Annotated in this window: 9 protein-coding genes; 7 read left to right on the forward strand and 2 right to left on the reverse strand. The window is 40.3% G+C overall.

The genetic code is table 11. The features are described from left to right. The first annotated feature begins 35 nt into the window (after positions 1-35). The gene (locus ACS5PU_RS15305; protein ID WP_439460027.1) at positions 36-2,510 is read left to right on the forward strand and encodes a glutaminase domain-containing protein; all 2,475 of its coding nucleotides are present in this window, start codon (positions 36-38) and stop codon (positions 2,508-2,510) included. Between the two features lie 325 nt (positions 2,511-2,835). Here the strand turns inward: ACS5PU_RS15305 and dinB are convergent, their stop codons facing one another. After that, a complete protein-coding gene (gene dinB / locus ACS5PU_RS15310; RefSeq protein WP_439460028.1) occupies positions 2,836-3,936 on the reverse strand; it encodes a DNA polymerase IV in 1,101 nt (366 codons plus the stop codon). 65 nt (positions 3,937-4,001) lie between these two features. Here dinB and ACS5PU_RS15315 point away from each other — a divergent pair, with 65 nt between their 5' ends. Then, positions 4,002-4,355, forward strand: a complete 354-nt coding sequence (locus ACS5PU_RS15315) for a DUF6717 family protein (RefSeq protein WP_439460029.1) — start codon at positions 4,002-4,004, stop codon at positions 4,353-4,355. 103 nt (positions 4,356-4,458) lie between these two features. Here the strand turns inward: ACS5PU_RS15315 and ACS5PU_RS15320 are convergent, their stop codons facing one another. Further along, positions 4,459-4,818, reverse strand: coding sequence for a response regulator (locus ACS5PU_RS15320; protein WP_439460030.1), 360 nt, complete (start codon positions 4,816-4,818; stop codon positions 4,459-4,461). 323 nt (positions 4,819-5,141) lie between these two features. Here ACS5PU_RS15320 and ACS5PU_RS15325 point away from each other — a divergent pair, with 323 nt between their 5' ends. The 5 genes from ACS5PU_RS15325 to ACS5PU_RS15345 all read left to right on the forward strand — a co-directional run bounded on the left by ACS5PU_RS15325 (position 5,142) and on the right by ACS5PU_RS15345 (position 14,205). After that, positions 5,142-6,155 carry a LacI family DNA-binding transcriptional regulator gene (locus ACS5PU_RS15325; protein WP_439460031.1) on the forward strand — a complete coding sequence of 338 codons (1,014 nt, stop codon included), beginning with the start codon at positions 5,142-5,144 and terminating at the stop codon, positions 6,153-6,155. Between the two features lie 433 nt (positions 6,156-6,588). After that, positions 6,589-9,564: a SusC/RagA family TonB-linked outer membrane protein gene (locus tag ACS5PU_RS15330; protein ID WP_439460032.1), complete on the forward strand. Its 2,976-nt coding sequence runs from the start codon at positions 6,589-6,591 to the stop codon at positions 9,562-9,564. A 14-nt stretch (positions 9,565-9,578) separates the two neighbouring features. Continuing rightward, on the forward strand, positions 9,579-11,168 hold the full coding sequence (locus tag ACS5PU_RS15335) for a RagB/SusD family nutrient uptake outer membrane protein (RefSeq protein WP_439460033.1): 1,590 nt from the start codon (positions 9,579-9,581) through the stop codon (positions 11,166-11,168). Positions 11,169-11,187: 19 nt separating this feature from the next. Continuing rightward, complete coding sequence (locus tag ACS5PU_RS15340) at positions 11,188-12,192, forward strand: SusE domain-containing protein (RefSeq protein ID WP_439460034.1); 1,005 nt, start codon at positions 11,188-11,190, stop codon at positions 12,190-12,192. A gap of 72 nt (positions 12,193-12,264) precedes the next feature. Then, positions 12,265-14,205 (forward strand): glycoside hydrolase family 13 protein, encoded by a 1,941-nt coding sequence (locus ACS5PU_RS15345; RefSeq protein WP_439460035.1) that lies wholly within the window; start codon positions 12,265-12,267, stop codon positions 14,203-14,205. Positions 14,206-14,233 lie beyond the last annotated feature (28 nt).

Consider the following 14,233-nt stretch of genomic DNA (forward strand, 5'->3'; position numbering starts at 1 on the left):
GAATATAATATCAGATTTCAATACACACACAAATTATGAACAAAACTAACACTTTGAAATTCTTAGGCATACTAGGCTGCATGTTTGTAGGCGGTTTGCTAAAGGCACAGGAGCGGAAAGCACCGGCCTACCCGCTAATTACGCACAATACGTATTTTAGTATCTGGTCTAACACCGATAAATTAAACGAATCTTCTACCCAGCACTGGACCGGTGCAGACCACTCTCTTTTGGGTTTGATTAACGTAGACGGTGGCATATTCCGTTTCTTGGGCAAAGAAAGTATCAGCTATAAAACTATTGTACCTACTTCGGATGAGAAAAGCTACGAAGTAAGCTATACTGAAACCGAACCACAGGGCGATTGGAAAGCTGCTGATTATGCCGGCAGCAATTGGAAAACTGGTGCAGCACCGATTGGTGATGATGCAAAGAATGTTAAGACCTTATGGAAATCGCACGATATCTGGGTAAGGAGAACATTTAACGTAGCCAATCCAACATCAATAAACGAGCTGTTTTTAAAAATAAACCATGATGATAATATCGAAGTTTATTTAAACGGAAAGAAAATTTATACCAAAGAAGGCTGGACCAATAATTTCCAGTACATCGCGCTGAGCAAGAGCGATAAAAGTGCTTTAAAGGCAGGAAATAACGTAATAGCCATCCATTTAATCAACACGGCCGGTGGTCGTTACCTCGATTTCGGATTGGTTGATAAACTTAAAGACAATGCCGAAAAAGTACAGATAGCCAAACAAAAAAGTGTAGATATTAATGCTACCCAAACCATTTATAACTTTACCTGTGGCAAGGTCGATTTGAAATTAACCTTTACTTCGCCATTGTTAATGAATGATTTAGGTTTGTTTGCACGTCCGGTTTCTTATGTTTCTTACCAGGTAAAAGCAAACGATGGTAAAACACACCAGGTAAAAGTTTACCTAAGTGCCTCATCAAACATTGCAGTTTACAGGCCTTCGCAAGAGGTTAACACCACCAAATACAGCACAGCAAAATTGTCGGTTTTAAAAGCAGGTACGGTAGAACAGCCTATCCTACAAAAAGCAAGCGATGATATGCGTATTGATTGGGGTTATTTTTATGTGGCTGCTCCAAAAACAAGTAATGCCATTCAGTTTGTAACAGCTGAAAAAGATGCAGCCGATGCTTTTAGAAATGGAAATTCGGCATCAACAGCCAAACAGGGTAAAATGCTTGCGCTGAATACCGTAATCCCTTTTGGTGCCGTAGGTAAAAACGCTGTTGAAAAATTTGTAGAACTGGGTTACGATGAAATTTATTCTGTTCAGTATTTTAACCAAAACTTAAGGCCATGGTGGAATACCTCTGGTAAGGAAACCATTGAAGGCCAGTTAACCGCTGCGGCCAACGAGTATAAAACGGTTATCCAAAAATGCGAGACATTTAATAAAAGTGTATACGCCGATGCCTTAAAATCGGGCGGTAAAGAATATGCCGATCTTTGTGTTTTAGGTTACCGTCAGAGCATTGCTGCCCATACCTTGGTTAAAAGCCAGCAGGGAGAAATTTTATGGTTATCAAAAGAAAACAATAGTGGTGGTTTTATCAATACCGTTGATGTAACTTATCCATCTGCACCTTTGTACCTTATTTATAACCCGCAGTTGCTACAGGGCATGTTAAACGGGATTTTCTATTTCAGCGAAAGCGGTAAATACCCTCATCCTTGGGCGGCACACGATTTAGGCACCTATCCTTTGGCAAATGGCCAAACCTATGGCGAACCAATGCCGGTTGAAGAATCAGGAAACATGATTATTTTAACTGCAGCCATTGCAAAAGCGCAGGGAAATGCCGATTACGCCAAAGCACACTGGAAAACATTAACCACTTGGGTAGATTATTTAACCAAAGAAGGTTTAGACCCGAAAACCCAGTTATGTACCGATGATTTTGCAGGTCACCTGGCCAGGAATGCCAATTTATCCGTAAAAGCAATTGTAGGTATTGCCTGCTATGCGCAAATGGCTCAAACATTAGGCTATGATGATGTTGCTAAAAAATACAGGGCCATTGCCGAAAGCATGGTGCCAAAATGGATAGACATGGCCGATGCCGGCGATCATTATGCGTTAACCTTTGATAATAAAGATACCTGGAGCCAGAAATACAACCTGGTTTGGGATAAGGTGTTAAACTTAAACCTGTTTCCACAGAAAATATACGATACTGAAACCAAATATTACTTAACCAAACAGAATAGGTATGGTATTCCGTTGGATAGCAGAAAAGCGTATACCAAAAATGACTGGATTTTGTGGACGGCTACCTTTGCACCAACCAGAAAAGATTTTGAAGCTTTGGTACATCCGGTATACAAACATGCGATTGAAACCGAATCGAGAGTGCCGTTAAACGATTTTTACGATTCGAATACCGGTATCCGCGATAACTTTAAAGCGCGTAGCGTTGTAGGCGGTTTTTACATGAAAATGCTTTCTGATAAATTAAACAACAAATAAGAGCTTACCCTTTAAATTAGCAATCAAAGGTTCTGCATTAATTTGTAGGACCTTTTTTTGTTTTGTGTGCTTTATTCATTATGAACGAATGGCTATTTACACGCTCGTTAGAAACGAGTGTGTGCAGGAAATAGAAAAAACCATTTGAGCTTAAATGCCTTATATGGTAAAAACAGCAGCTTAAACTCAAATTTTTAGCTTGCAGAGTTAGCGGCTTAGTCGTGCTTTAATATATTGCACATAAATAGCTATTTGCAACTATATAAACGCTTTGAACTTGATATGCTTACATGCTACTTAAATGTCTTATATGGTTAAGTCCAGCTTAAAATTCAAACTCCAACTGGTTGCTTTCTGGCTTATCGATTTCAACATCATCATAAAACCTCGATAAGGTTATCCCTAAAAGTCTTACACTGCTTAGACCGATAGCCGCCTCTTCCAATAGTTTCATCGCTTCTGCATAAATCACCTCGGCCTTACTAATAGGCACTGCAAACGATCTGCTGCGCGTAATGATCTTAAAATCGGCAAATTTAATTTTTAAGGTTACCGTTTTTCCACTTAGCTGATGTTTTTCCAAACGGGCAGCAACAATTTCGCTAATCTGTTTCAGTAAATCGTGCATTACCGAATCTTCATTCGTATCCTCCGCAAAAGTATCTTCAGCGCCTACAGATTTCGCCTCGCGGTTTGCCCTTACCGGTCGGTTATCAATTCCACGGACAATATTATAATAAAAGATCCCCGATTTACCGAACTGGGCAACAAGCTGTGCTTCGGTTAATTTTTTCAGGTCGGCACCGGTATTAATCTGCATGGCCTTCATTTTGGCCGCTGTAACTTTGCCTACCCCAAAAAACTTCTCAACGGGAAGCTTCTCCATAAAAGCTTTGATCTTCGACGGGCCGATAAAGGTTAAACCATCCGGTTTGTTCATATCCGAAGCTACCTTGGCCACAAATTTATTGATCGAGACCCCCGCTGAAGCTGTTAAGTTCAGCTCATTTTTAATCGCATCCTTAATCGATTGTGCAATATCAATGGCCGACCCAATGCCCAATTTATCCTCAGTAACATCAAGGTAGGCCTCATCAAGCGATAGAGGTTCAATAATGTCGGTGTAGCGGCTAAAAATCTCCCTGATGGCTTTAGAAGCGGCGGTGTAAGCATCAAAACGTGGATACACAAAAATTGCCGTAGGGCAGAGCTGGTAGGCTTTGCTTGAGGCCATTGCCGAACGGATTCCATATTGCCGGGCTTCGTAACTGGCTGTAGAAACCACACCGCGGCTATCGGGCTTGCCCCCAACTACTAGCGGTTTGCCCCTGTATTCCGGAAAATCACGCTGTTCTACCGACGCATAAAAAGCATCCATATCAATGTGGATTATTTTCCTTAAAACAGTTGGAGTTAAATCAGACATGCGGCTAGCTAAAATTCGACATTTTTATCATGATTATTGAAATAGATTTTTTTTCTTTACACAATATGGAAAGAGCGATCCGTTTTTATAAAAATGCGAAACACGAATGGTATGCCGATATACCGGAGTGGGGTGGGGATATTGCCGACCTTCAAATGGTAGAAGGTGCCGATGAACTGTTAAACTGGATCGCTTTTTCTGGTACTGAATGTAAACTGCTTATGGCCGATGACCGGATAGATGGTGCCGAGCTTTTAGAACTGGTTTACACACGCGAAGAAAATTTGGGCGGTGGTGGAGATTATCTGCTAGAGAAATTTAGGGGCGAATTTAAGCACCATAAACTATGGCTCTGCAAAGTAACCGAATTTGTTTTTAAGCAGCTGCCAGAGCGGATTTATTTCAAGGAAATTGGCTAAGCGGAAAGCTTAGCAATTCTCCTGCTTCTCAGTTGATTAATCAGAAAGTAATGGTTGTGCTATATAATTATCGTTTAAATTAACGGGAAAGACTGTTAAGGGTTTAGTTCAATAAAGTATCTACCTTATTCAGCAACGAATCCATTTCAAAAGGTTTTTCCATAAAATCATTGGCTCCAGCGTCCAGGGCAGATTGTCTGATGTCTCTGCTTGCTGAAATCATTAAAATCGGGATTTCTTTATATTGTGGATCATTTTTGAGCTGCTTGCAGATATCGCGGCCATCGTGTCCACTCATCCAGATATCTAGCAATATCAAGTCAGGTTTATTTTTTACCGCATCTATTACCGCCCCACCATCATACGTATATGTTACATCATAGCCCATTACTTCTAAAATCATCGTCACAGCATCAACAATGCCCTCGTCATCATCTGCGATGAATATTTTTTTATTTCCCATTTTGTAATTTTATTTCCATTCAGTCTGGTTTTACCTATCGTAAAAACAAATATGATAAATATTGTATAAGTAACTAATACCTTAAAGCTATTTTTTGTTTTAAATATTTAGAATATTTCTGAAGCGTTTTTTACAGGTGCAAAATTATTCTTTTTAGCCTTAACAGATAACCTTTATTTATGTGTAAGCCAAGGTAGAAATGAGCTTGTTTGCGTCTTTTTAGCCGCTTTGATAGATAATTTGTAGCGCAATTAAAATATTTCGGATTTTTATAGTTTATATTTACAGCGTTAACCCAAATAAATTGGGTTTAATAACCAAAAATGGATAGTATTAATATAAAGAAGTTGGCAGAAGCTTTAAATCTATCTACTTCTACAATTTCGAGGGCTTTTAGGGATAATAGTGACATAAACGGTGCTACAAAAGCACGCATATTAGCCAAAGCGAAAGAATTAAACTATCAACCAAACCATTATGCCAGTAATTTACGCGAACAAAAAAGCAAAACCATTGCGGTAATTGTTCCCGAACTGGCCAATAACTATTTCTCGCAGGCCATTCATGGCATTGAGCGCGTGGCGAGGGAAAACGGTTACCACATCCTGATTTATGTAACCGACGATGAGTACAAAAAAGAAGTAACTTTTATCCGCCATTTGCACAATGGCAGGGCCGATGGAATTGTAATGTCGGTTTCGGGTGAGGCCAACGACCACAATTACCTGAATAAATTCGGTTCAAAAAGGTTACCGCTGGTGTTTTTCGATAGGATTTACGAAGACATAGATACCCCAAGGGTAATTACGAATGATTATAACAGCAGTTTTTCGGCAACAGAGCACTTAATAGAGCAGGGCTGCAAACGAATTGCCTACCTGGTGGTGAACAAAAGTTTATCTATCGGTAAAACACGTATGCAGGGTTATATTGATGCGCTTGCCAAGCACCATATTGCTTTTGAAGAAAGCCTGATTGTAGATTGCAGCAACAGTTACGAAGAAAACAGCGTAATCATTAAACATGCTTTAACGCAGCTCAAACCCGATGGTGTTTTTACTTCGGTAGAGCGTTTGGCTTTTGCTACCTATTATGCCTGCTATGACCTTGATATCAAGATCCCTAATGATTTGAAGGTAATCAGTTTCTCGAGCCTGGAAATTGCGCCATTGTTAAATCCTTCCCTTACCACCATTACACAGCCTGCCACCGAAATTGGCGAAGAGGCAGCCAAATTATTGTTCTCGATACTGGATGGCCATGCTGATAAAAACCTTTCCAATGAGGTGGTTTTACAGTCGAAAATCATCAAGCGGAATTCGACCTCAAAAGGCTAAAATTTACCCCCAAAAAACGGGCTTTTTTTAAGCCTGAAAATTCAAAAAAAATCGGCACTTAGTGTAAAATACGCAGAATTTGCACTGATTTTCGGGAACGTTCCCGAAAATCAGTGCAAAAATGACCTTATTTTTTCGGGAACGTTCCCGAAAAAAGCTCAAAAAAAGGCTTAGTGTAAAAATTACACATTAATTTTAAATTTAACATCTGTAATATACTGATAATTAGTATTTTGTAAATTTAACAATTATTTAATGTGCTGTTTTTTTGTTGGAAAAAACTCAAATTTCCATGAATTTTTTTACCGCCAAAATGATCCGAAAATATATTTTTTAAATAAATTTTGAATTATCATTAACTGCTGTAAATTAGGCCTATGTGTAAATCACTATAATATTTAACCAAATTTTTATACTTAAACGAGCTTCGAATATGAGAGTATTTTACCTGTTAAAACAGGGGCTTTTGGTGCTGTTAGTTTTTTCAGCATTAATGGTAAAAGCACAAACCGGGTCTGTATCTGGTAAGGTGCTTGATGAAACCGGCCAGCCATTACCTGGTGCTTCCGTAATTGTAAAGGGAACTACCAGAAGTACATCAACAGATGTGAATGGTAATTTTAAATTAGCAGGCTTATCCAATGGATCGATAACCTTATCTGCTAGTTTTATCGGTTATCAAACCCTAGATAAAGCAGTTAGTGTTTCGGCAAATGCAACTGTTAATTTTCAACTGGTGCCCGATGCGCAAAAACTGAACGAAGTTGTGGTAATCGGTTATGGTACGGCAGAGAAGAAAAACCTGACCGGATCGATCACTACAGTAAATTCAAAAGATTTTCAGAAAGGTACCATTACCACGCCCGAGCAGTTAATTCAGGGTAAGGTAGCAGGGGTGAACATTATTTCTAACAGCGGCCAGCCCGGTGTTGGGAGTACCATCCGTATCCGCGGAGGTGCATCGCTTAACGCCAGCAACGATCCGCTTGTGGTTATTGATGGGGTTCCTTTTAGCGGAAACTCAATCGGCAACGCGCCAAGCCCATTATCGTTGGTAAATCCTAACGATATTGAAACCTTTACTGTTTTAAAAGATGCGAATGCAACCGCAATTTACGGTTCGAGGGCATCAAACGGGGTAATTCTAATTACCACTAAAAAAGGTTCGTCGGGTACGCCTGTTTTTAACTTCAGCAGCAACAATTCTATCGCTACTGTAGCCAGAAAGGTAGATATCCTATCATCTGGCCAGATCCGTGATTTTGTAAATGCCAATCCTAACGCATCGTATGATGATGGTAGAAAATACACTGCCTTATTAGGTGGTGCAAATACCGACTGGCAGGATGAAATTTATCAGAATGCATTTTCTACCGATAACAGCTTAAGTATTGCAGGCTCGTTTAAAGGGGTGCCTTACCGCGTATCTGCAGGTTATCTGGATCAGCAGGGTCTTTTGATTACCGATAAATTTTCGCGTGCTACAGGTGCATTCAGCATCTCTCCAAAATTGTTTCAGGATCATTTAAAGATTGATCTGAACCTTAAAGGTGCATTAACCGATTCGCATTTTGCAAACGCAGGCGCAGTGGGCTCGGCCATTCAGTTCGATCCAACACAGGCGGTAACGGCAACCAATAAGTTTGGCAATTATTTCGAATGGTTAAGGGCCGATGGTTCTGTAAACCCGAATGCGCCACGTAATCCGGTAGCTTTAATCAGGCTGAACGATAATAACGGAAACGCTGAAAGAAGTTTCGGAAATGCACGTTTCGATTACTCTTTCCACTTTTTGCCCGAGCTACACGCCAATTTAAACTTAGGTTACGATTTATCTAAAGGATATGGTGCAGTTAGCATTCCTGTTTATGCCGCACAGAGCATTTCTACTTCAGGCTCTTATACGCACTCGCTAAATACAGAAACCAACAAACTTTCTGAGTTTTATTTAAATTATGCCCACACTGCCGAAAGCATCAGAAGCCGTTTTGATGTAACTGCTGGTTACGGATATTATGATAACTCAAAAACCGGTTTCAACTTTACCTCATACAAAGGAACAGGCGAAGCATTGGTAACTCCGGTTTTCCCTTTCTCTACCGACCGTGATAAATTGCTTTCGTACTACGGAAGGTTCATTTACACTTTGGCCGATAAATACATTTTATCTGGAACTTTAAGGGCAGATGCTTCTTCTAAATTCTCGGAGAAAAACCGTTGGGGCTATTTCCCATCAGCTGCTTTTACCTGGAGAATTTCCAACGAAAATTTCTTAAAGGACAGCAAGTCGGTATCTGATCTAAAACTTCGTTTAAGTTATGGTGAAACCGGAAATAAAGATGGTATAGGCTATTATGATTATTTATCAAAATATTATGCCAACAGCAACACCGGTCAATACCAGATTGGCAATACTTACTACAACTATTATACACCGGCAGCTTACGATCCGGATTTGAAATGGGAAACCACTACTACCTATAATGCAGGTTTGGATTACGGTTTTATGAAAGGCCGTTTGTATGGAAGTATTGATGTGTATTACAAAAAAACATCCGATCTGTTAAGTAAAATTAACATCCCGGTAGGTACAAACTTTAACAACGAATTAACCACCAACGTAGGTAATATGGATGTTAGGGGCGCTGAGGCAAGCATTAATTTTGCCGCCATTAAAACGGATAACATCAGCTGGGATTTTGGATTAAATGTGGCTTACAACAAAAGAAAGGTAACCAACTTGACTTTAAACCCAAATTCGGGATTTAAAGTAGATGCTGGCGATATTACCGGTGGAACAGGTGTGCATTTGAAATACAATGCGGTAAACCAGATTCCGGGATCCTATTTTGTGTATAAGCAGGTTTACGATCCAACAGGAAAACCTTTAGAAGGTGTTTATGAGGATTTAAACGGAGATGGTGTAATCAACCCGAGCGATCAGTATTTCTACAAATCTGCCGATCCTAATGTTACTTTCGGTTTTAACACCACGTTTAACTACAAAAAATGGAGTTTCACCACAACTTTAAGGGCAAACCTGGGCAACTATGTGTACGATAACGTTTCTTCAAACTTCGGTATCCGTTCAAACATTTTAAGTCCATCGGGTGTAATCAATAATGCTTCTTCCGATTTTTTAAATACCGGTTTCCAGAACAACCAGTTTTTGAGCGATTACTATGTTAAAAATGCTTCATTCTTGAAAATGGATAATGCAGGTATTGCATTCAATGCAGGCAAATTATCTAAAAATGGATCAGCTACTTTAAGAATATCGGCAAACTGCCAGAATGTTTTTACCGTAACTAACTACAATGGTATTGATCCTGAATTGAGCAGCGGTATAGATTATAACTTATATCCAAGGCCTCGTACATATACTTTAGGTTTTAACGTAGGGTTTTAATAAAGAGATAAAGAATGAAAAACTCATTTAAAATAATATTGGCATCAGGCGTTTTACTGCTGTCATTAAATTCATGCAAAAAAGGCGATTTAAATGTATTGCCTACCAATGATGTAACCTCGGCTACTGTTTATGCAACGCCTGCGGGTTATAAGCAAGGTTTGGTAAAATTGTATGCAACATATGCATTAACCAGTTCAACAGGATCGGATAATAGTGATGTTGGTGGATTAAACTCAGGTTTTGCTGACTTTTTAAGGTTATTCTGGACTTCACAGGAGCTGACTACTGATGAGGCGATATGTGCCTGGGGCGATACCGGTATTCCGGAACTGGATAATTCTACCTGGTCTGTTGATAATCAGTTTTTACGTGGATTATATTCGAGAAGTATTTTGCAGATTACCGTTTGCAATGAATTTCTTCGTGAGAGCACACCAGAAAAACTGGCTTCGCGCAACATTACCGGTGCCGATGCTACCGCCATTCAAAGATACCGTGCCGAAGCACGTTTCTTGCGCGCTTACCAATATTGGGTGTTAATGGATGGATTTGGTAATCCACCATTTGTTACCGAAGCCGATGAAATTGGTAAAGTAGCGCCAAAACAGATTCAGCGTGCAGCTTTGTTTGCCTACATTGAATCAGAACTGAAAGCCATTGAAGGCGATTTGGCCGATGCGCGTACCAACGAATATGGCCGTGCAGATAAGGCAGCAGATTGGGCTTTATTGGCAAGATTATACCTAAACGCACAGGTGTATACAGGTACGGCCAAATATACCGAGGCCATTACCTACTCAAGCAAGGTAATTAATGCTGGTTATGCACTTAAAGCCAATTACATGGATCTTTTTAAGGCCGATAATAATGTTAACAATACCGAGAACATTTTAACCATTAATTATGATGGTGTAAGTGGAACCAATTATGGTGGCACAACTTTTCTTATCAATGCTGCTATTAATGCCGATATGGGTACTGCATCTTATGGTGTGCCAAGCGGTGGCTGGGGCGGTAACAGAACCCGCCAGAACTTACCGGCATTGTTCCCTAATCCAAACGGTACTGTTGATAAAAGAGGTACTTTCTTCGGTGCAAAAAGCACTGTTGATGAGATTGGCACTTTTACCGATGGCCTGCGTGTAACCAAGTTTAAAAATATTATTGGTACCAGTACCATTCCGCCTTCATTAAACGGCACATTTAGCTCGCTTGATTTTGCCTTGTTCCGCTTGGCCGAACAATATTTAATTTATGGCGAAGCAGTTGCCCGTGGTGGTTCTGGTGGTACGGCAGCATTGGCCTTAGGTTATGTTAATGCATTGCGTCAACGTGCTTATGGCAATACCAGCGGTAATTTAACTGCAGCGGCATTAACCGTTGATTTTTACTTGGATGAGCGTGCTCGCGAACTGTATTGGGAAGGACACCGCCGTACCGATCTGGTACGTTACGGTAAATTTACCGGTGCTACTTACCTATGGCCATTTAAAGGTGGCGTAAAATCAGGTACAAGTGTTCCGGCATACCGCAACATATATCCAATTCCGGTGGCCGACTTAATTGTTAACCCGAATCTGGTTCAAAACACAGGTTATTAATCTTAAATTTTGATAAGAGATGAAAACAATATTTTTAAAATCCCTTGCTTTAAGTCTGATAGCCTTATCGCTTTGGTCTTGCAAAAAAGAAGAAACACAAACTGTTTCAAACATCAGCCCGGCCGGAACCCTTACGGCATCGGCCACTACGTTAAGCCTGGCGCAGGTAAATGGAACTAAACCGGCACTTACCTTAACTTTTCCTGCTGCAACAGTAACAGGTTACGTTGTTCCGGTAACGGCTACCTTACAGTTCGATTTAAAAGGTAAAAACTTTGCCACTGCAAAAGAATATGTAATTACAACCACTTCGTATGCGCCAACCGTAAACGATTTTAACACCATGATGCTGGCACTTGGTGCAACCATCGGTACACCTGCGCAGGTAGAAGTAAGGTTAAAATCGGGTGCTGCTGCAAATGCAATGACCTATTCTAACGTAATTACATTGAGTGCAACACCTTATCTGGCTTCGGCATGGATTTACGTTCCCGGTAACTACCAGGGCTGGAACCCTGCAACGGCCGATAGTTTAGTTTCGCTTACCAGTAATGGAACATACATCGGCATTATCAAGTTTGATGGAGGTAATTTTAAAATTACACCAGAGAAAAAATGGGATGTAGCCTATGGTGATGCAGGTGCTGGAGCAATTAGCACTACCGGTGGCGATATCGCTTCGGGAGTTGCAGGTTTAAAACAGGTAACGGTGAACATGACCGCTAAAACCATTAAAATAGAAGATACCAAGGTTTGGGCCATTATTGGCGATGCAACCCCTGGTAAATGGGATACGGATACCGACATGAAATTTATCAACGATGGTAAAGGCACATGGAAAGTTACCGCCAACCTTACTGTTGGGGCAATTAAATTCAGACAAGATCACAAGTGGGATGTTAACCTTGGTGGCAGCGGTGGCAATTTAACGGCTGGAGGCGCTGATATTGCAGTGGCTACAGCAGGTAATTATACCATTACGCTAGATGTAACCGGAAGCAAATACACCCTTGTTAAAAATTAATCATTAACTAAAGTACCCCTGTAAGGATCGTTTTGATCTTTGCAGGGTTTTTAAACCAATCAAAGTTTAAGCATGATGAAATTTCTTACCTCAGCTATTTTCCCTCCCGTTCTTACTTTAAAAAATAATGCTCAAACTAAAACCCAGTTCCATATCAGTAAATCAGGGTTAAAAACAATACTGATTACCCTACTCGTATTGCTCGGCAACATAAATCTTTTTGCCCAAAAGCTAGAGCGCGTAGAACCCATGTTCTGGTTTACAGGCATGCACAACCCTAAATTACAATTACTTGTTCATGGCGATAATATTGCCAAGGCAACAGTTGCCTTAACCTATCCGGGTGTTAAACTGGTAAAGGTTAATACAGTAGAAAACCCCAATTACCTTTTCCTCGATCTTACACTTTCTGCTGCAGTAAAACCAGGCAGCTTCCCAATCCATTTTCTGGTTAACGGAAAAAAAATATTCAGCTATACCTACGAATTAAAAAACCGCGATAAAAGCGCCGGGAGGATTCAAGGGGTAACCAACAAAGATTTTATTTACCTTTTAATGCCAGACCGTTTTTCGAATGGCGATAAAAGTAACGATGTGGTTCAGGGACTTACCGAAACTGCATTAAACCGCGATAGCATGTACTACCGCCATGGCGGCGATATCCAAGGGGTAATTAATCACCTCGATTACCTAAAAGATTTAGGCATAACCACGGTTTGGATGACACCTGAGGTAGAAAATGATATGCCACAGGCTTCTTATCATGGCTATGCGGTAACCGATCATTACAAAATAGATCCCCGTTACGGCACCAACGCCCTTTATAAAAAATATGTAGAAACTGCTCATGCAAAAGGCATGAAAGTAATTAAAGATATTGTACACAACCACATTGGTACCGAACATTGGTTTTATAAAGATCTGCCAATGAAAAACTGGTTAAACCAATGGCCAAAATATACCCAAACAAGTTATCGCGATCAAACCGTAATGGATATACATGCCTCAGCTGCCGATCGTAAACAGATGTTGGATGGCTGGTTTGTACCTTCAATGCCCGATTTAAATCAGACCAATCCATACGTTCAGAATTATTTAACGCAAAACCACATCTGGTGGATTGAATATGCCGGTATTGATGGTCTTCGGTTGGATACTTACGGATACAACGATCCGGTTTATATGGCCGATTGGGCGCTAAAAGTTCAGGCAGAATTTCCACACCTATCCGTATTTGGCGAAACTTTGGTAACTGCGGTAGCCAACCAGGCCTTTTTTACCGGAGGCAACACCGTAAACCGTGGTTTTGATACCCATTTACAGGGTATAACCGATGCAACGTTGAAAGATGCCATTTACGAGGGTATAAACGGCAAGAACGGTTGGGTTGATGGTATAAACCGTTTGTATGCCACACTTGCACACGATTTCTTGTACAAAAATCCAAATACCAACTGCATTTTCTTGGATAACCACGATATGAGCCGTTTTTACTCTATGGTGGGTGAAGATTTTGACAAATATAAAATGGGTATCAGCATACTGCTAACCATGCGCGGTATACCCGAAATGTACTACGGAACGGAAATCCTGATGAAGAACTTCTCCAATCCCGATGGCTTAATCCGTTCTGATTTTCCAGGTGGATGGGAAGGTGACAAAAAAGATAAATTTATTGCCAATGGCCGCACAACAAAGGAAAATGAAGCCTTTAATTTTGTTAAAACCCTGGCAAACTTCCGTAAAAACAGTCCGGCCCTGCAAACAGGCAAGCTGATGCAGTTTGTGCCACAGGATGATATTTATGTTTATTTCCGCTATAACGCAGAACCAAAAGGAACAGTAATGGTTATTGTTAACAATACCGAGAAAGAAAAAACATTAAATACCGATCGCTTTGCCGAAAGAACAAAAGGCATTACAAAGGCTAAAAATGTAATTACCAGCGAAAACATCGATTTCAAAAATATTAAAGTGCCCGCCAAAACTACGCTGGTACTGGAATTAAATTAATTGCCGAAATAAATAATAGCCTTGGACT

It is taken from the genome of Pedobacter sp. GSP4 (assembly GCF_051857575.1).
In the GTDB taxonomy this organism is placed as follows: Bacteria; Bacteroidota; Bacteroidia; order Sphingobacteriales; family Sphingobacteriaceae; genus Pedobacter.

Coding starts and splice junctions, on each gene's coding strand:
- ACS5PU_RS15305 (WP_439460027.1), top strand. CDS start 36: ATGAACAAAACTAACACTTTGAAATTCTTAGGCATACTAGGCTGCATG.
- dinB (WP_439460028.1), bottom strand. CDS start 3,936: ATGTCTGATTTAACTCCAACTGTTTTAAGGAAAATAATCCACATTGAT.
- ACS5PU_RS15315 (WP_439460029.1), top strand. CDS start 4,002: ATGGAAAGAGCGATCCGTTTTTATAAAAATGCGAAACACGAATGGTAT.
- ACS5PU_RS15320 (WP_439460030.1), bottom strand. CDS start 4,818: ATGGGAAATAAAAAAATATTCATCGCAGATGATGACGAGGGCATTGTT.
- ACS5PU_RS15325 (WP_439460031.1), top strand. CDS start 5,142: ATGGATAGTATTAATATAAAGAAGTTGGCAGAAGCTTTAAATCTATCT.
- ACS5PU_RS15330 (WP_439460032.1), top strand. CDS start 6,589: ATGAGAGTATTTTACCTGTTAAAACAGGGGCTTTTGGTGCTGTTAGTT.
- ACS5PU_RS15335 (WP_439460033.1), top strand. CDS start 9,579: ATGAAAAACTCATTTAAAATAATATTGGCATCAGGCGTTTTACTGCTG.
- ACS5PU_RS15340 (WP_439460034.1), top strand. CDS start 11,188: ATGAAAACAATATTTTTAAAATCCCTTGCTTTAAGTCTGATAGCCTTA.
- ACS5PU_RS15345 (WP_439460035.1), top strand. CDS start 12,265: ATGATGAAATTTCTTACCTCAGCTATTTTCCCTCCCGTTCTTACTTTA.